At 72.7% G+C, this 17,972-nt stretch carries 14 protein-coding genes; 3 read left to right on the forward strand and 11 right to left on the reverse strand.

Annotated elements, in window-relative coordinates; all coding sequences use genetic code 11:
- Positions 1-26: 26 nt before the first annotated feature.
- The 3 genes from AC0KTA_RS09475 to AC0KTA_RS09485 form a co-directional block, all read right to left on the reverse strand.
- Positions 27-335, reverse strand: a complete 309-nt coding sequence (locus tag AC0KTA_RS09475; protein ID WP_481054676.1) for an AzlD domain-containing protein — start codon at positions 333-335, stop codon at positions 27-29.
- A complete protein-coding gene (locus tag AC0KTA_RS09480; protein ID WP_481054677.1) occupies positions 332-1,033 on the reverse strand; it encodes an AzlC family ABC transporter permease in 702 nt (233 codons plus the stop codon). The genes AC0KTA_RS09475 and AC0KTA_RS09480 overlap by 4 nt, the downstream gene beginning before the upstream one ends.
- Before the next feature lie 131 nt (positions 1,034-1,164).
- A complete protein-coding gene (locus tag AC0KTA_RS09485) occupies positions 1,165-2,136 on the reverse strand; it encodes a helix-turn-helix transcriptional regulator (protein WP_481054678.1) in 972 nt (323 codons plus the stop codon).
- A gap of 80 nt (positions 2,137-2,216) precedes the next feature.
- On the opposite strand from AC0KTA_RS09485, the gene AC0KTA_RS09490 reads away from it, so the two are divergent.
- The 3 genes from AC0KTA_RS09490 (at position 2,217) to AC0KTA_RS09500 (ending at position 9,146) form a co-directional block, all read left to right on the forward strand.
- Positions 2,217-6,887, forward strand: a complete 4,671-nt coding sequence (locus AC0KTA_RS09490) for an ATP-dependent helicase (protein WP_481054679.1) — start codon at positions 2,217-2,219, stop codon at positions 6,885-6,887.
- Positions 6,888-7,433: 546 nt separating this feature from the next.
- Positions 7,434-8,234, forward strand: a complete 801-nt coding sequence (locus AC0KTA_RS09495) for an Fpg/Nei family DNA glycosylase (protein ID WP_481054680.1) — start codon at positions 7,434-7,436, stop codon at positions 8,232-8,234.
- Between the two features lie 135 nt (positions 8,235-8,369).
- Positions 8,370-9,146, forward strand: coding sequence for an SDR family NAD(P)-dependent oxidoreductase (locus AC0KTA_RS09500; protein WP_481054681.1), 777 nt, complete (start codon positions 8,370-8,372; stop codon positions 9,144-9,146).
- Positions 9,147-9,226: 80 nt separating this feature from the next.
- Here AC0KTA_RS09500 and AC0KTA_RS09505 read toward each other — a convergent pair whose 3' ends face one another.
- The 8 genes from AC0KTA_RS09505 to AC0KTA_RS09540 form a co-directional block, all read right to left on the reverse strand.
- Positions 9,227-9,466 carry a hypothetical protein gene (locus AC0KTA_RS09505; RefSeq protein ID WP_481054682.1) on the reverse strand — a complete coding sequence of 80 codons (240 nt, stop codon included), beginning with the start codon at positions 9,464-9,466 and terminating at the stop codon, positions 9,227-9,229.
- A gap of 273 nt (positions 9,467-9,739) precedes the next feature.
- Positions 9,740-10,210, reverse strand: a complete 471-nt coding sequence (locus AC0KTA_RS09510) for a Dps family protein (RefSeq protein WP_481054683.1) — start codon at positions 10,208-10,210, stop codon at positions 9,740-9,742.
- A gap of 300 nt (positions 10,211-10,510) precedes the next feature.
- Positions 10,511-10,885 carry a helix-turn-helix domain-containing protein gene (locus tag AC0KTA_RS09515; protein WP_030778512.1) on the reverse strand — a complete coding sequence of 125 codons (375 nt, stop codon included), beginning with the start codon at positions 10,883-10,885 and terminating at the stop codon, positions 10,511-10,513.
- 109 nt (positions 10,886-10,994) lie between these two features.
- Entirely contained in the window at positions 10,995-11,549 is a 555-nt protein-coding gene (locus AC0KTA_RS09520; RefSeq protein ID WP_481056368.1) for a CinA family protein, read from the reverse strand.
- Positions 11,550-11,614: 65 nt separating this feature from the next.
- Positions 11,615-12,325, reverse strand: coding sequence for a CDP-diacylglycerol--glycerol-3-phosphate 3-phosphatidyltransferase (pgsA, locus tag AC0KTA_RS09525; RefSeq protein ID WP_481054684.1), 711 nt, complete (start codon positions 12,323-12,325; stop codon positions 11,615-11,617).
- Complete coding sequence (gene rimO / locus AC0KTA_RS09530; protein WP_481054685.1) at positions 12,322-13,854, reverse strand: 30S ribosomal protein S12 methylthiotransferase RimO; 1,533 nt, start codon at positions 13,852-13,854, stop codon at positions 12,322-12,324. The genes pgsA and rimO overlap by 4 nt, the downstream gene beginning before the upstream one ends.
- Positions 13,855-13,937: 83 nt before the next feature.
- Positions 13,938-14,801, reverse strand: coding sequence for a helix-turn-helix domain-containing protein (locus AC0KTA_RS09535; RefSeq protein ID WP_481054686.1), 864 nt, complete (start codon positions 14,799-14,801; stop codon positions 13,938-13,940).
- A 246-nt stretch (positions 14,802-15,047) separates the two neighbouring features.
- Positions 15,048-17,846 (reverse strand): DNA translocase FtsK, encoded by a 2,799-nt coding sequence (locus AC0KTA_RS09540; RefSeq protein WP_481054687.1) that lies wholly within the window; start codon positions 17,844-17,846, stop codon positions 15,048-15,050.
- Positions 17,847-17,972 lie beyond the last annotated feature (126 nt).

The following is a 17,972-nucleotide window of genomic DNA, read 5'->3' on the forward strand; positions in this document are numbered from 1 at the left end:
ATGAGACCCGCCGTCCCGGCCGCCCGTCAGCCCGCCATGGCCCGCACCCCCGCCGTGACGAGCACGGCCGCCGCGATGACGAGGAGGAAGGGCGCGCGCAGCAGCAGCGCCACGGCGGCCGCGGCGAGTCCCGCCGCCTTGGCGTCGAGCACGAGGGCCCGGCCGTCGGCGAAGGTCTGCTGGGCCGTGAGAGCGGCCAGCAGCGCCACCGGCAGCAGCGCGGCCATCCGCTTGACGAGCGGCCGCTCCAGGGTGCCCACGGGCACGAGGAGGCCCGCCAGCTTGACGGCGTAGCAGCCGACGGCGGTCACGGCGATGGCGGTCCAGATGTTCAACGGTCTTTCCCTTGCGTGCTGTTGGGCTTCGTGTCGTCCGCGCGGGATGCGGAGGCTTTGCGGCCCACTCCGTAGAGGACCATCGGAACGGCCAGCGCAGCGGCGAGAACCGGCACTCCCTGGGGCAGCACCGAAAGCAGTCCGAGGCCCAGAAGGACAGCGATCACGGCGACCGCGCGCTCCGTGGAGGTGCGCACCATCGGGGCGAGCAGCGCGAGGAACACGGCGGGGCCCGCGGCGTCGAGCCCCCAGGTGTCGGTGTCGCCGATCGCCTCGGCACCGAGCGCGCCCAGGAAAGTGGTGAGGCACCACAGGAGGTACAGGCTGATTCCGGTGACGGCGAAACCGATGCGGACGGCCCGTCGCCCTGACTGCGCCAGGGAGACGGCCGTCGTCTCGTCGATCACGAAATGGGCGGCAAGGGGGCGCATCGCGCGCGGGAGGGCGAGCAGTTGGGAGAGCCGCAGCCCGTAGAAGGCGTTGCGCATGCTCAGGAAGATGGCTCCCACTGCAGCCGTGAGCGGATTCCCGCCACCCGCGAGCGCGCCCACCAGAGCGAACTGGGAAGCACCGGTGAAGGCCAGCAGGCTCAGCGCACAGGTCTGCGGCACGGTGAGGCCGCTGCCGGCCGAGGTGACCCCGAAGGCGAAGCCGGAGAGCCCGACGGCGATTCCGACGCCGAGGGCGTCACGGACCACGGCGGAATCGGGACGGCCTGCGGCGTCGGCGGAATCGGCGCAACCCGTGACGTCGGAGGAGTCGGGGCAGCCGACGACATCAACGGCGTCGACGGCCCGCCCGCCGTCCTCGTGTGCCGATGCGTGCCCTCCTAGAGGTCCACCGGTGCGCTCGGCCCCGGCGCCGTCCCCACGATCGGGAGCTTCAGGGGCGCCGGTCCGGCACCCGGATATGTCTGCGGATGATGTTCGCTCTGCCACGCCGTGGACGCTACGAGGAGGGGGTCCGGGCGGTCTTGTACGTTCTTGCGCTCCCGCTGATAGGCGCCCGGAGGCACCCCGACGATCCGCGCGAAGTGCCGGTTCAGGTGCGGCTGGTCGGTGAAACCGACGGCGACGGCCGCCTCGGCGGGCGTGGTACCGGCGTCCAGGAGATGCCGGGCACGCCGCACGCGCGCGTCGGTGAGCCAGGCGTGCGGCGGCATGCCGTACGCGTCACGGAAGGCGCGCAGCAGGGCGAAGGAGCTCACGCCGAGACCGGCCGCGAGCCGCTCCAGGCTCGGCGGGTCGGCGAGCCGCTCCTCCAGGACGGCACGCGCGCGTGCGGCGACCCCCGCGCCCGCCGAGCGCACACCGCGCTGCGGCAGGTTGCCGCCGTTCAGCCGCAGCAGCCGGGTGACGGCCACCCGCAGGAACGTGTCGGCGGCGAGCGCGTTGCCCTCCTCGGCAGCCCGCAGCACCCGGTGGACCAGGGCCACGGCGTACGGGTCGTCGAGCACCGGCAGGACGAAGCCCGGCGTCCCCCGCAAGGTGGTCGTCTCCGCGGCGATGGCGGCGACCACGTCCGGGGCCGGGTAGACCGCTCCGTACAGCCAGCCCTCGGGGGCTCCGGCGCGGCCGGTGTGCGGGGTGTCGGGGTTGATGAGGGCGAGGCTGCCGGGCCCCGCGTGCCGGTCGGCGCCGCTGTGCCGGAAGACGTCGACGCCCTGGAGGATCGCCGCCATCACGAAGTGCTCGTGGGTGTGGCGCGCGAAGGTCTTGTGGACGTAGCGCGCCCGCAGCAGGTCAACGCCGGGCAGCTCCGCGTACGTCCAGTGCCGCGCCTGCTCCGCCGAACCTGCCATATCCCCATTCTGCGCCCCGGGCGCAAGCCCTTTTTCGCAGGTCGGAGGGCATTGTCAGTGGCGGGGTGCACGATGGGGTCATGGTCAGGTCCGCCCGCAGCCCCCGCGCTGTCCTCGACGGCTTCTCCCCCGCGACCCGCGGCTGGTTCACGGGGGCCTTCTCCGCGCCCACGTCCGCCCAGGCCGGGGCGTGGCAGGCGATCGGGGAGGGTTCGGACGTGCTGGTGGTCGCCCCGACGGGCTCCGGCAAGACCCTGGCCGCCTTCCTCGCCGCCCTGGACCAGCTGGCTTCGACCCCGCCCCCGGCCGACCCCAAGAAGCGCTGCCGGGTGCTGTATGTCTCACCCCTGAAGGCCCTCGCGGTCGACGTGGAGCGCAATCTGCGCAGCCCGCTCACCGGCATCCGCCAGGAGTCCGTGCGCCTGGGCCTGCCCGAGCCCGAGGTGCGGGTGGGCATCCGCTCCGGTGACACCCCCGCGGCCGAGCGCCGCGCCCTGTCCACCCGCCCGCCCGACATCCTGATCACGACACCCGAGTCGCTGTTCCTGATGCTCACGTCCGCCGCACGGGACGCCCTGACGGGCATCGAGACGGTGATCGTGGACGAGGTGCACGCCGTCGCGGGCACCAAGCGCGGCGCCCATCTGGCACTGTCCCTGGAGCGGCTCGACACGCTCCTGAAGCGCCCCGCGCGCCGCATCGGTCTGTCGGCGACGGTCCGCCCGGTGGACGAGGTGGCGCGCTATCTCTCGCCGCAGCGGCGGGTGGAGATCGTCCAGCCCGCCGCGGGCAAGGAATTCGACCTCTCCGTGGTCGTCCCGGTCGAGGATCTCGGCGAGCTGGGCGGCTCACCGGCGACCGACTCCGACGAGAACGCGGAGCGCCCCTCGATCTGGCCGCATGTCGAGGAGCGCATCACCGACCTCGTGCAGGCACACCGCTCGACGATCGTCTTCGCCAACTCCCGCCGCCTGGCGGAGCGCCTGTGCAACCGGCTCAACGAGATCGCGTACGAGCGCGCGACGGGCGAGGCCCTCCCGGAGGACCACACACCGGCCGAGCTGATGGCGGAGTCGGGCGCCGCCAAGGGCGCACCGCCGATCCTCGCCCGCGCGCACCACGGCTCGGTCTCCAAGGAGCAGCGCGCCCAGGTCGAGGAGGACCTGAAGGCGGGCCGGCTGCCCGCCGTGGTCGCCACGTCCAGCCTGGAGCTGGGCATCGACATGGGCGCGGTGGACCTGGTGGTGCAGGTCGAATCGCCCCCCTCCGTGGCCTCCGGACTGCAGCGGGTGGGCCGCGCGGGACACCAAGTGGGCGCGGTCTCCACGGGAGTCGTCTTCCCGAAGTACCGCGGCGATCTGGTCCAGGCCGCCGTCGTGACGGAGCGGATGCGCACGGGCTCCATCGAGTCCCTGCGCGTCCCGGCGAACCCCTTGGACGTGCTGGCCCAGCAGCTCGTCGCCATGGTGGCCCTCGACACATGGCAGGTGGACGACCTGCTGGCCGTGGTCCGCCGCGCCGCACCGTTCGCGTCGCTCCCGGAGTCGGCGTTCACGTCCGTCCTGGACATGCTGGCCGGCCGCTATCCGTCCGACGCCTTCGCGGAGCTGCGCCCGCGCGTGGTGTGGGACCGCGTCGCGGGCACGGTGACCGGGCGGCCGGGGGCGCAGCGCCTGGCGGTCACGTCGGGGGGCACGATTCCGGACCGCGGCCTGTTCGGCGTCTTCCTCGCGGGCGCGGACCCGAAGAAGGGCGGCGGCCGCGTCGGCGAGCTCGACGAGGAGATGGTCTACGAATCCCGCGTGGGTGACGTCTTCACACTCGGCACGAGTTCCTGGCGCATCGAGGACATCACCCGCGACCGCGTCCTGGTCTCGCCCGCGCCCGGCGTCCCCGGAAGGCTGCCGTTCTGGAAGGGCGACCAGCTCGGCCGCCCCCTCGAGCTGGGCCGCGCCCTGGGCGCGTTCCTCCGGGAGATCGGCTCGCTGCCCGCGGACGACGCGCGCGGACGCCTGCTCGCCGCGGGCCTCGACACCTGGGCCGCGGACAACGTCCTGACGTACCTCACCGAGCAGCGGGAGGCCTGCGGCCACATCCCGGACGACCGCACGATCGTGGTCGAGCGCTTCCGGGACGAGCTGGGCGACTGGCGCGTCGTGGTGCACTCCCCGTTCGGCGCCCAGGTGCACGCCCCCTGGGCGCTGGCACTCGGCGCCCGCCTCACCGAGCGGTACGGCATGGACGCCCAGGTGATGCACGCCGACGACGGCATCGTGCTGCGCCTGCCGGACGCCGATTTGATGGGCCTCGACCTGCTCGACCAGGAGCCGGTGGACGTCACGGTGGACTCGGCCTTCGATCCCGAGCAGGCCCCCGTGGGCGCGGGCGACGTGGCCTTCGACAAGGGCGAGGTCCGCCAGATCGTCACCGACCAGGTGGGTGGCTCGGCGCTGTTCGCGTCCCGCTTCCGCGAGTGCGCGGCGCGCGCCCTGCTGCTGCCGCGCCGCAGCCCCGGCAAGCGCACGCCCCTGTGGCAGCAGCGCCAGCGTGCCGCCCAGCTCCTCGAAGTCACCAGCGAGTTCGGCTCTTTCCCGATCGTCCTGGAGGCGGTCAGGGAGTGCCTCCAGGACGTCTTCGACGTACCGGGCCTGACCGAGCTGATGGGCGACATCGAGTCCCGCCGCGTCCGCCTCGTCGAGGTCACCACCCCGGAGCCGTCGCCCTTCGCCCGCTCCCTCCTGTTCGGGTACGTGGCGCAGTTCCTGTACGAGGGTGACTCACCGCTCGCCGAGCGCCGCGCCGCCGCCCTGTCCCTGGACTCCCGCCTCCTCGCCGAACTGCTGGGCCAGGCCGAGCTGCGCGAGCTGCTCGACGCCGACGTCCTCGCCACCCTGGAGCAGGAGCTCCAGTGGCTCACGGAGGACCGCCGCGCCAAGGACATCGAAGGCGTGGCCGACCTGCTGCGCCTCCTCGGTCCGCTCACGGACGCCGAGCTGGCCGAGCGCGGCGCGGAGCCCGAGTGGGCCGGAGAGCTGGCCGGTGCCCGCCGTGCCCTCCGCGTCCGCATCGCCGGAGCGGATCACTGGGCGGCGATCGAGGACGCCGGCCGCCTGCGGGACGCGCTCGGCACGGCGCTGCCGGTCGGTGTCCCGGAGGCCTTCACCGAGCCCGTCAAGGACCCCTTGGGCGACCTCCTCGCGCGCTACGCCCGCACCCACGGCCCGTTCACCTCCGCCACGGCCGCCGCCCGCTTCGGCCTGGGGACAGCGGTCACGGACGGGGCGCTGCACCGCCTCGCGGCGAACGGCCGTGTCGTACAGGGAGAGTTCCACCCGGCGGGGATCGGCCAGGAGTGGTGCGACGCCACCGTCCTGCGCCGTCTGCGCCGCCGCTCGCTGGCCGCCCTGCGACACGAACTGGAACCGGTGCCACCGGCCGCACTCGCCCAATTCCTGCCGCAGTGGCAGCACTTGAGCGGGCACGGCCTGCGCGGAATCGACGGCCTGGTGCGCGCCGTCGAGCAGCTCCAAGGCGCGTCGGTCCCGGCGTCCGCCCTGGAGAAGCTCGTCCTGCCCTCCCGGGTCACCGGCTACACCCCCGCGATGCTCGACGAGCTCACGGCGGCCGGAGAGGTCGTCTGGGCGGGCGCCGGAGCCCTGCCCGGCAAGGACGGCTGGATCAGCCTGTATCTGGCGGACGCGGCTCCGCTCCTCCTCCCGCCGCCGCACCCTTTGGAGCTCACCGCGCTCCACCAGTCCGTTCTGGACACCCTCTCCGGGGGCTACGGCTTGTTCTTCCGGCAGATCGCCGATCAGATCCGCGCCACCACGCATCCGGACGTCTCCGATCCACAACTGGCGGATGCCGTCTGGGACCTGGCGTGGTCCGGCCGCCTCACCAACGACACGCTCGCCCCGATGCGCTCCCTCCTGGGTTCGGGCCGCACCGCCGGTTCCACCGCCCACCGGGCCAAGCGCAGCATCCCGCGCGGGCGGTACGGCTCGCTCACGGCCGCGGCCCGCCCCGTCTCGCGCACCGGCCCGCCCACGGTCGCGGGCCGGTGGTCGCTGCTGCCCGCCCGCGAGCCCGACCCGACGCTGCGGGCCCACGCCCTGGCCCGCACGCTCCTCGACCGGCACGGCGTGGTGACACGCGGAGCGGTCGCGGCAGAAGGAGTCGAGGGTGGCTTCTCGGCTGCGTACCGCGTCCTGTCGGCCTTCGAGGACAACGGCCAGGCACGGCGGGGCTATGTGGTGGAGGGCCTCGGGGCCGCGCAGTTCGCGATGGACGGTGCGGTGGACCGGCTGCGGGCCGGGGCCAACGCCCGTGAGCGCGGGGACGGTTCCCGGCTGTCCGACGCCCAGACCGTCGTGCTGGCCGCCGCCGACCCCGCCAACGCGTACGGGGCCGCGCTGCCGTGGCCCGAGCCGCCCACCGAGGCCGGCCACAAGCCGGGCCGCAAGGCGGGCTCGCTGGTCGTCCTCGTCGCCGGCGAGCTGACGCTGTACATGGAGCGCGGCGGGAAGTCGCTGCTGGCCTGGTCCGCGGCGCCCGGCGACGCACACTCCTCGGAGGACCCGCGCCTCCCAGCCGCCGCCGCGGCGCTGGCCTCCGCGGCCAAGGCGGGCGCCCTGGGCACGGTCACCGTGGAACGGATCAACGGCTCCCCCGCCCTGACCTCCCCCTTCGCCCCGCTCCTGGAACACAACGGCTTCCACGCCACCCCACGCGGCCTACGCCTCCGCCCCTGACCCACCCCGGACAGCCACCAAGCCCCCCCACCGCGCCCACCTGCCGGACAGCCACCAAGACCCCCACCGACCGGACAGCCGCCAACAGACCGGAGGGGACGCGGCGGTACGTCCACGCGCGGCACGGATGCGCACGCCGTACAACACGCACCTACGCCCCCAACCTTCCGCCCCTGACCCTCACCGGCGAGGAACAGACACCAAGACCCCCACCGACCGGACGGCCGCCAACGGACCGGAGGGGACGTGGCGGTATGTCCGCGCGCAGCTCGGGTGCGCACGCCGTACGACACCGGACCAGCATCCGGCGCCCCAGGCGCGAGCACGGACATACCGCCGCGGCCCCGCCCCACAACCGAACCGAAGGCGGCGCAACCCCCACCGGGGGGACGGACAAGCAGCGCACCCCCACCGGAGGAACGGGCAAGCAGCGCACCCCACCGGAGGACGGACAAAGGCCGGGCCAGCAACCCAGCCACCCAACCCGCCCAAGGCACCCAACCCGCCCAAGGCGCCCCCGCCAGCAAAAGTGCAACGCTAGGCCCCATGCCCGAAGGAGACACCGTCCACCAAACGGCCCGCCGCCTGCACGCGGCCCTCGCAGGTCACCCCCTCACCCGGTCCGACCTCCGCGTCCCCCGCCACGCCACAGCCGATCTCACCGACCGCACCGTCCTGGACGTGACCCCGCGCGGCAAGCACCTCCTCACCCGCGTGGAAGGCGGCCTCACCCTCCACTCGCACCTGGGCATGGACGGCTCCTGGCGGGTGTACGCCCCGAAGGAGCGCTGGCGCGGCGGCCCCGCCCACCAGATCCGGGCCGTCCTCGCCACCGCCGGCCACACAGCGGTCGGCTACCGCCTGCCGGTCCTGGAGCTGCTCCGCACCACCGACGAACACCGCGCGGTGGGCCACCTGGGCCCGGACCTGCTGGGCCCCGACTGGGACCCGGAGCAGGCGCTGCGCAACCTCCGCGCGACCCCGGAACGCCCGCTGGGCGAGGCACTCCTCGACCAGCGCAACCTCGCGGGCATCGGCAACATCTACAAGAGCGAGCTGTGCTTCCTGCTCGGCGCCACCCCCTGGCTCCCGGTCGGCGAGCTCCCCGAGGAGACGGCCGCCCGCATCCCGGCGCTCGCGAAGAAGCTCCTGGAAGCCAACCGCGACCGCCCGGCCCGCACGACGACGGGCAGCACCCGCCCCGGACAGCGCCTGTACGTGTACGGCCGCGCACCGCGCCCCTGCCTGCGCTGCGGCACGTCGCTGCGCTCGGCGGAACAGGGCGACGGCGCACGCAGTCGCCCCACGTACTGGTGCCCGACCTGCCAACAGGGCCCCACTCCCTGAAGAACAGGGGCCCACCCCCTGAAGAACAGGGCCCGCCCCCTGAAGACACGGCACCCCACCTCCCCACAATCCACCCACAATCACGACGGCGCACACTAGTTGACGACCCGTCAGATTCCGCCGTACGGTCCCGCCATGCCCATCAAGGCGTACGACCTCACCGACCGCACCGCGTTCGTCACGGGCGCCGCCAGCGGAATCGGCCGCGCCACCGCCGTACTCCTAGCCGAGGCGGGTGCGGCCGTGCACTGCGCCGACCGCGACGCCCAGGGCCTCAAGGAGACGGCCACCCGCATCAAGGCGGACGGCGGCGCCGCGTACCCGTACCCCCTTGATGTCGCCGACAAGGCGCAGGTCGACCAAGCCGTGGCCGAGGCGGCCGGGACGGCGGGCCGTCTCGACGTCATGGCGGCCATCGCCGGGATCATGCACAGCAGCCCGGTCCTGGAGACCCGCGACGAGGACCTCGATCGGGTTCTGGGCGTGAACTTCAAGGGAGTGCTGTACGCGTGCCAGGCGGCGGCCCGCGCGATGATCGACGCGGGCACGGGCGGCAGCATCGTGACGATGGCGTCGAGCGCCGTCGACACCAGCCACCCGGGCCTGCTCTGCTACGCCTCCGCGAAGGCGGCCGTCGTGCAGTTGACGAAGACACTGGCGACGGAGGTCGGCGCGCACGGCATCCGTGTCAACGCCGTGGCGCCGGGGTGGACGCGTACGCCGATGACGCATCGCCACGAGGAGGAGGCCCAGGCGGCCGCCGAGGCCGCGCTGGCCCGCAGGTCACCCCTCGGCAGGGTCGGCGAACCCGAGGACGTCGCGCACGTCGTCCTGCACCTGGCGTCGGACGCGTCCTCATTCACGACGGGCCAGATCCTCCGCCCGAACGGCGGCGTAGCAATGCCTTGGTAACCCAAGCAAGCCCCCACTTCGGCCTCGGGCACAACCTCGCCCCGCCCCCTGACGTCCCTGCTCCCATCTCGCACCGCGCCCTACTCCCGCCCCGCGCCACTCCCCCGCGCACCCCCACGCGCCCGCCCCCGCCGCCCCGCCCCCACAGCCCGCGCCTTCGGCACGCAGTGCACCGGAAGCAGGCTCAGGCCCCACCCGCCGGCCGCCACAGCCCCCTCCAGCACCCCCGCGTCGGGCGCGAGCGCGAGCCGGAAGACGGCCCACCACCACAGCGCGGCAAGCCCCAGCGCAAGCCCCCACCGCAGCATGCGCCGCGCCACGGCTGTCACCTCCCGCCAGGAGCCGGACCGACCGCACGGCCACACCCCAGGAGCCCGCCACCCACCACCCGACCTGGACGCGAGCCTTCCGAGTCTCCCCCGCTGCCTGCCCCCGGGCGCCCGTCGAGGGAGCCCACCAAGGAGGCCCACCAAGGAGGCCCAAGGGGGCCCACACCAAGGGGACCTGCCAAGGAGCCCGTCAAGGCGGCCTGCCAAGGGCCCAGGCCAACCGCCCCCCGGGCCCGGGGCCCCGCACAAGGCCCCCGGCCAGCCCTACCCGTTCTCGGCCTGGAACATCCAGTGATGCTTCTCCAGGTCAGCCGTGATCTGGATGAAGATGTCCTGGCTCACCGGATCGGGCTCGCCGGTCGCCTCCACCCGCGCCCGCATCCGCGTGATCACCGCGCCGAGCGCGTCCACAAGCGCGCCCACGGCGTCCGTGTCCTTGACCCAGCCCTCGGCGATCTTGCCGATGCCGCTGCTCGACGCCACCGTCCCGGCCCGCCCGTCGGGCGAGACGCCGAGGGTCGAGGCGCGCTCGGCGACGGTGTCGGAATGCTGCCGGGCGGTGTCCACGACCTCGTCGAGCTGGAGGTGCACGGAGCGGAAGCGCGGGCCGACCACGTTCCAGTGGATCTGCTTGGCCACCAGGGACAGGTCGACGAGGTCCACGAGGGCCCCCTGAAGGGCCTCGGACACCGTCTTCAGATCGGCGTCGGGCAACGGGCTCTTCACGACGTACATCGGTTCCTCCGCGTCTCGGCTGTCAGTCAGAGTCGTCCAAAACCACCACCAACCATCGCGCAAGCATGTGATTGCGGCCACTTCGGACGCCGCACCCGGCACGACGCCGCACCCGCGCCCCCGGCTCGACGCCGCCCCGCCCACCCCGGCACTACGCCGCACCCGCATCCCCAGCACTACGCCGCACCCGCCCCCGACTCGACGCCGCCCCCAGCAAACTGCAAGCAAAAGGCCCCGGCGCAAGCAGAAAGCCCCGGCCGATGACCCGGCCGGGGCTTCTGTGCGCGTGCGTGCCTGACGTCAGGCGGCGACGACGTCGACCGCCTCCGCAGGCGCCTTGATGGTCACCCGTTCCGGTGGCACGCCGGTCACCGAGACGGAATTGAGCATCGGACGTACCGGTGCGCGCACCGGCTCCGTGACTGTTGCCGACTCGGCCAGCTCGGCGAGCGAGAGCTCGTCGCTCACTTCCCGCATGAGCTCGGACATCCGTACGTCAAGCGCGTCGCAGATCGCGGAAAGCAGCTCGGAGGATGCCTCCTTCTGCCCCCGCTCCACCTCGGAGAGATAGCCGAGTGAGACTCGGGCGGACGAGGAGACTTCGCGCAGAGTACGGCCCTGGCGCTGGCGCTGCCGACGCAGCACGTCACCCAGCAGGCGACGGAGCAGAATCATCGGTGGCTCCCTCCTCGGACCGCGTAGCCGCATCCTTCACGCCCCACCGTACCGCCTTGCGCGGCGGCCGTGCGGGGAGCGATGTCGTGTTCACTCAGGGCTGCAAACATCAAGTCCCCCCGTTCTGTTCCGTATCCTGTGCCCGCCCATTCCCGGCGCGTTCGCCGGAGAGCTGCCGAAGGAGCAGCCCCAGCACACTGCGTACACTCTCTCTACGGATTTCCGTACGGTTTCCGTTCAACCTCAGTGCGGCCACATTCCCCTCAGAGCGAAGCGGGGAACCCGGGCCCACGACCGCCAGGAACACCGTTCCGACGGGCTTGCCGTCCTGCGGATCGGGGCCCGCGACGCCCGTCGTCGCCAGCCCCCAGTCCGCCCCGAGCAGCCCGCGCACCCCGGCGGCCATCTGCAGTGCGACGTCGGCGTCCACAGCCCCGCGGGCGGCGAGCAGCGCGCCGTCGACCCCCAGGACCTGCTGCTTCAGCTCCGTCGCGTACGCCGTCACGGAGCCCCGGAAGACCCGCGAGGCACCCGGCACCGACGTCACCTCGGCGGCCACCAGGCCCCCGGTGAGCGACTCGGCGACGCCCAGCGTCTCCCCGCGCCCGGCCAGCAGCCGCAGCACCTCGGCCGCCGCCTCGGCGGCGTCCCCGACGGCAGCCACGGCCTCCGCGCCCACCGCGGACGGCGGAACCTCCGCGCCCACCGGCGACGACGGCTCGGGGCACGTCACTTCGCGGCCTCCTGGGCCGACCCCGGCTCGGCCTCCTCGGCGGCCTCGGGCGACCCGGACTCCGCCCTCCCCTGCCGCCGCAGCACGATGGCCTGCTTCACATAGTCGAGCCCGGTCACGACGGTGAGGACGACCGCGACCGCCATCACCCAGAACCGCAGCGTCGCCAGCGGTCCGGTCAGCGCCAGGACGTACATCCCGACGGCTGTGCCCTGCGCCAGCGTCTTCATCTTGCCGCCGCGGCTGGCCGGGATCACGCCGTAGCGGATCACCCAGAAGCGCAGCAGCGTGATCCCGAGCTCGCGCCCGAGGATCACGCCCGTCACCCACCACGGCAGGTCGCCCAGCCAGGACAGACAGATCAGCGCGGAGCCCATGATCGCCTTGTCGGCGATGGGGTCGGCGATCTTCCCGAAGTCCGTGACCAGGTTGTACGTGCGGGCCAGATGACCGTCGAAGAGATCGGTGATCATGGCGATGGCGAAGGCGGCCCAGGCGAAGGAGCGCCAGGCCGGGTCGTATCCGCCGTTCCCGAGCAGCAGCATCACAAAGCCGGGCACGAGCAGCAGCCGGACCATGGTCAGCAGATTCGCGACGTTCCACAGACTGGCCTGGTCGACCGCCGCGGCGCCCAGCTTTCCGCCGCGCACCGGCGTCGCGCCGTGCGCGCCGGAGCCGCCCGCCGCGGATGCCGGGACTTGGGTCATCTGCCCACCCCTTCCGCGGCGCCCTGGGACCGGCCCGCGGCAGGGCCCTCGGACCCGGCGCCACCGGGCCCGGCTCCCAGGAGCTCGCACTGCTCAGCCACCAGATCCACGCCTTCCGTGCCGATCACCTTTGCCACGACCATACGGCCGACACGCAAGGCCTCCCCAGCCGTCGCGTCCGCGAAGCGGATCTGGCCGTCCGTCTCGGGCGCCTGGTGCGCGGCACGCCCCACGGCGCCGTCCTCGTCGTCCACGGACTCGATCAGCACCTCGAGGCGCTCGCCGACGCGCTCCTCGGCGCGCTGCGAGGTCAGCTCCTCCGCGAGCCGCGAGACCCGCGCGAGCCGCTCGTCGACGACGTCCTGGTCGAGCTTGTGGTCGTACGTCGCCGCTTCGGTGCCCTCCTCGTCGGAGTACCCGAAGACGCCGATGGCGTCGAGCCGCGCACCCGTGAGGAACCGCTCCAGCTCGGCCACGTCGGCCTCGCTCTCGCCGGGGAAGCCGACGATGAAGTTGGACCGCACGCCGGCCTGCGGGGCCTTCTCCCGGATGGTGTCGAGCAGCTCCAGGAAGCGGTCGGTGTCTCCGAAGCGCCGCATCGCGCGCAGCACGCCGGGCGCGGAGTGCTGGAAGGACAGGTCGAAGTAGGGCGCGATCTTCTCCGTGGACGTCAGGACGTCGATGAGCCCGGGGCGCATCTCGGCGGGCTGCAGGTAGCTGACCCGGACGCGCTCGATGCCGTCGACGGCGGCCAGCTCGGGCAGCAGCGTCTCCAGGAGGCGGATGTCGCCGAGATCCTTGCCGTACGAGGTGTTGTTCTCGGAGACCAGCATGATCTCCTTGACGCCCTGCTCGGCCAGCCAGCGCGTCTCGCCGAGCACGTCCGAGGGGCGGCGCGAGATGAACGAGCCGCGGAAGGACGGGATGGCGCAGAAGGAGCACCGGCGGTCGCAGCCGGAGGCGAGCTTCACCGAGGCGACCGGGTTGCTCCCCAGGCGGCGGCGCAGGGGCGCACGCGGCCCGGAGGCGGGCGCGACGCCCTCGGGCAGGTCGACGGGTGCGTGGCCCGGCAGGGAGACGTCCGTGCCCGCTTCCTGGCGCTCCGCGGGGCTGATCGGGAGCAGCTTGCGGCGGTCGCGCGGGGTGTGCGAGGCGTGGATGCCGCCGTTGAGGATGGTCTGCAGGCGGTCGGAGATGTCGGAGTAGTCGTCGAAGCCGAGGACGCCATCGGCTTCGGGCAGCGCCTCGGCGAGCTCCTTGCCGTACCGCTCGGCCATGCAGCCGACGGCCACGACGGCCTGGGTTCTGCCGTGCCCCTTGAGGTCATTGGCTTCGAGCAGGGCGTCTACGGAGTCCTTCTTGGCGGCTTCGACGAAGCCGCACGTGTTGACGACTGCGACGTCCGCGTTCTCGGCGTCCTCCACGAGGTCCCAGCCGTCCGCCTCCAAGCGGCCTGCGAGCTCCTCCGAGTCCACTTCGTTACGGGCGCAGCCAAGCGTGACAAGGGCGACGGTGCGGCGTTCGGGCATGGACTCAAGACTACTTCGTCCATGCGTCGGCGCCCGCCGCCAGGGTTCCTGGTGCTCGCGACGGGCGCTCGGGACGGGGCAGGTCAGCCGACTTCCGGGTCACCCTTCGTGTACGAGAGGCGCTCGACCTGGCCCGGTTCGAATTCGTTGTCGACCTGCTTGCCGTTGACGAAGAGCCGGATGGCCCCGGCGTCGCCGAGCACGAGATCGATCTTCTTCTTGTCCTGGAAGGTCTTGGTCTCGCCCTGCTTGAGCAGCCCGTCGTAGAGCAGCCGGCCGTTGTGGTCCTTCACCGAGATCCAGCTGCGGCCGTCGGCCGCGTCGACCTTCACGGTCACCTTGTCCTGCGGCATCCCGGCGATCGCGCTGTCCGAGGGGTCCGGCTTGGGATCGGCGGGCTTGCTGCCGGTGGGCTTCGGGGCGGGCTTGCTGGGCGTGGAGCCCTCGGCGACCTGCTGGCCGCCGTCGCCGTCGTCGTCGCCGCTGAACGCGGTGTACCCGACGAAGGCGATGACGGCGACGATGGCGGCCACCATGGCGGCGGTCCAGTTCGGCCGGCGCGGGTCGGACCGGATCCGCTCGGCCTCGAACAGCGGGGCGGCCGGGGTGGGCGCGGGCGGCCTGCCGCCGTGCGCCTCGTCGTACTGCGCGATCAGCGGGGCGGGGTCGATGCCGACGGCCCGCGCGAGCGTACGGATGTGCCCGCGCGCGTACACATCGCCGCCGCAGCGCGAGAAGTCGTCCTGCTCGATCGCGTGCACGACCGGGATGCGCACCCGGGTGGACGTACTGATCTCGTCGACCGTCAGTCCCGCGTCGACACGTGCCTGCCGCAGGACCTGGCCGACCGAGGGGCGGTCTTCCGCGGGCCGGTCGGCTGCGGGGCTGTCCTCTGCGGGGCGGTCGTCTGAAGGGTGGTCGTCTTCAGGGGAGTTGCCGATGGACACGGGTGCGCCTTTCGAGCGTGTAGCCACCTGCCGGACATTCAGTCTAGGGGGGCCGAGAAAGGGTGGGGCAACCGGGCGGACGGACTTTGTACGCCATCAGAATGGCCGGACATCCTGATGGTGGGGCATGCTCCTGCTCTTCCCCTCAACTTGACGTGAGACGAAGAGAAACGGTTGCTTCCACCCTCGAAGGGGTGAGCCGCTCCCCGTACGGGTGACCAGGCTCCGTACGGGTTAACCGCTCCGTCAGTCAGCCTCCCCGCGGATCACGGCGAGCACGCCATCCAGCTCATCGGGTTTCACAAGAACGTCACGTGCCTTCGAACCCTCGCTCGGGCCGACGATGTTCCGCGACTCCATGAGGTCCATGAGGCGGCCCGCCTTGGCGAAGCCGACCCGCAGCTTGCGCTGGAGCATCGACGTCGACCCGAACTGGGTGGAGACGACCAGCTCGGCCGCCTGGCACAGCAGGTCGAGGTCGTCGCCGATGTCCTCGTCGATCTCCTTCTTCTGCTTGGTGGCCACGGTGACGTCGTCGCGGAAGACGGGCGCCATCTGGTCCTTGCAGTGCTGGACGACCGCGGCGACCTCGTCCTCGGTCACGAAGGCGCCCTGCATGCGGATGGGCTTGTTGGCGCCCATCGGCAGGAACAGGCCGTCGCCCTTGCCGATCAGCTTCTCGGCGCCCGGCTGGTCGAGGATGACGCGGCTGTCGGCGAGCGAGGAGGTCGCGAAGGCGAGCCGCGACGGAACGTTTGCCTTGATCAGGCCGGTCACGACGTCCACGGACGGCCGCTGGGTGGCGAGCACCAGGTGGATGCCGGCGGCGCGCGCGAGCTGCGTGATGCGCACGATCGAGTCCTCGACGTCGCGCGGCGCGACCATCATCAGGTCGGCCAGCTCGTCGACGATGACCAGCAGGTACGGGTACGGCTGCAGCTCCCGCTCGCTGCCCTCGGGGGCGCTGACCTTGCCCGCGCGCACGGCCTCGTTGAAGTCGTCGATGTGCCGGAACCCGAATGCCGCGAGGTCGTCGTAGCGCAGGTCCATCTCGCGTACGACCCACTGGAGGGCCTCGGCCGCGCGCTTGGGGTTGGTGATGATCGGCGTGATCAGGTGCGGAATGCCCTCGTACGCGGTGAGCTCGACGCGCTTGGGGTCGACGAGGACCATGCGGACGTCCTCGGGGGTGGCCCGCACCATGATCGACGTGATCAGACAGTTGATGCACGACGACTTACCGGAACCGGTGGCTCCGGCGACGAGGATGTGCGGCATCTTCGCCATGTTGGCCATCACGTAGCCGCCCTCGACGTCCTTGCCGAGCGCGACCAGCATCGGGTGCTCGTCCTCGGCGGCGTCCGCGAGCCGCAGCACGTCGCCGACCTTGACCATCTCGCGGTCGGTGTTCGGGATCTCGATGCCGACCGCGGACTTGCCGGGGATGGGCGAGATGATCCGCACGTCCGGGGAGGCGACGGCGTACGCGATGTTCTTGGCGAGGGCCGTGATCTTTTCGACCTTCACGGCGGGGCCGAGCTCGATCTCGTAGCGCGTGACCGTCGGCCCGCGCGTGAAGCCGGTGACGACGGCGTCGACCTTGAACTCGGTGAAGACGTTCGAGAGCGAGTCGACGACCGCGTCGTTGGCCGCGCTGCGGGCCTTGCCGGGGCCGCCGCGCTCCAGGAGGTCGAGCGAGGGCAGCGCGTAGGTGATGTCTCCGGAGAGCTGCAGTTGCTCCGCGCGCGGGGGCAGGTCGCGGGGCGCGTCGGGGGCCGCCTTGGTCAGGTCGGGGACGCCGGTGCCCGCGGGCTCCTTGGGCGGGTTCTTCCGGCCGACCACCGGGGCTCCGGTCGCGCGGGCGGGCGGCACCGGCGAGGACCGCTCCTGCTCGTCGCGGTCCACGGAGACGCCCTGCGTGAGGTCGGCCACCAGGGCGGAGGGCGGCATGCCGTGCATCACGGCCCCGTCGAGCGCCGCGGCCGCGGCGGCGGCGACGTCCACCGCGTCCATGGGCCGGTCCAGGTCGGGCTGCGCGGAGGCGCGACGCGGCCTGCGCCGCTTGGAGAGGGCCGCCTCCTCCGCCTGGTCCGGCGAGGGCTCCTGCGGGCCGCCTGCGGGCTTCCTGCGGCCCCGGGAGCGGCCGGGCAGGGCCTCGCGCCACTGCTCGTCGTACCGCTCGTCGTCATCGGAGTGGTCGGCGTACTCGATGTACTCGCCGTGCTCCCCGTACGCGCCCGCCTCCCCCACGGCGGGCTCCCCCTCGAGGATCCCGAGCCGCACGCCGAGCTGCCGCAGCCGCTGCGGAATGGCGTTGACGGGCGTGGCCGTGACGACGAGCAGCCCGAAGACCGTCAGGAGCACCAGCAGCGGTACGGCGAGGACCTCGCCCAGCGCCTTGTTCAGCGGCGTGGACGCGCCCCAGCCGATGAGCCCGCCCGCGTCCCTTATCGCCTGCATGCCGTCCGCGCGCGCGGGCGAGCCGCACGCGATGTGCACCTGGCCGAGCACGCCGATGACGAGCGCGGACAGGCCGATCACGATGCGGCCGTTCGCGTCGATCTTCTCGGGGTGCCGGATGAGCCGCACGGCGATGGCCGCGAGCAGTATCGGCACGAGCAGGTCGAGCCGCCCGAAGGCGCCGGTCACCAGCATCTCGACCAGGTCGCCCACGGGGCCGCGCAGGTTGGACCAGGTGCCCGCGGCGACGATGAGGGCGAGGCCGAGCAGCAGCAGCGCGAGCCCGTCCTTGCGGTGCGCGGGGTCGAGTCCCTTGGCGCCGCGCCCCACTCCCCGGAACATCGCTCCCACCGCGTGCGCGATGCCGAGCCAGATGGCGCGCACGACGCGGTAGAGACCGTTGGTCGGATTGGGCGCCGGCTTCGGGGCGGGCTTCTTGGCCGCGGCCTTCTTGGCGGGCGCCTTCTTCGCCGCGGACTTCTTCGCGGGCGCTTTCTTGGCGGCGGCCTTCTTCGCCGGAGCCTTGGTCGGCGCGGCCGCCTTCTTCGCGGGCGTCTTCTTGGCTGCGGGCTGACGTGAGGCCATGGGTGTGAGGTTACCGGGGGAGACGACGGTGGACACGTGTGCCTACTGCTTCACCCGTCTGTGTCGCCCTTGTCGAGGAGGCGAACTGACGGGTGCTCACAGCGGACGTACGGAACCTACGCTTCC

The sequence above is a fragment of the Streptomyces sp. Y309 genome (assembly GCF_056712025.1).

What these genes read in the sequence shown, in the direction of transcription:
- AC0KTA_RS09515 (WP_030778512.1), bottom strand. Translation starts at nt 10,885, where the DNA reads ATGATTCTGCTCCGTCGCCTGCTGGGTGACGTGCTGCGTCGGCAGCGC.
- AC0KTA_RS09490 (WP_481054679.1), top strand. Translation starts at nt 2,217, where the DNA reads ATGGTCAGGTCCGCCCGCAGCCCCCGCGCTGTCCTCGACGGCTTCTCC.
- rimO (WP_481054685.1), bottom strand. Translation starts at nt 13,854, where the DNA reads ATGCCCGAACGCCGCACCGTCGCCCTTGTCACGCTTGGCTGCGCCCGT.
- AC0KTA_RS09500 (WP_481054681.1), top strand. Translation starts at nt 8,370, where the DNA reads ATGCCCATCAAGGCGTACGACCTCACCGACCGCACCGCGTTCGTCACG.
- AC0KTA_RS09485 (WP_481054678.1), bottom strand. Translation starts at nt 2,136, where the DNA reads ATGGCAGGTTCGGCGGAGCAGGCGCGGCACTGGACGTACGCGGAGCTG.
- pgsA (WP_481054684.1), bottom strand. Translation starts at nt 12,325, where the DNA reads ATGACCCAAGTCCCGGCATCCGCGGCGGGCGGCTCCGGCGCGCACGGC.
- AC0KTA_RS09540 (WP_481054687.1), bottom strand. Translation starts at nt 17,846, where the DNA reads ATGGCCTCACGTCAGCCCGCAGCCAAGAAGACGCCCGCGAAGAAGGCG.
- AC0KTA_RS09495 (WP_481054680.1), top strand. Translation starts at nt 7,434, where the DNA reads ATGCCCGAAGGAGACACCGTCCACCAAACGGCCCGCCGCCTGCACGCG.
- AC0KTA_RS09510 (WP_481054683.1), bottom strand. Translation starts at nt 10,210, where the DNA reads ATGTACGTCGTGAAGAGCCCGTTGCCCGACGCCGATCTGAAGACGGTG.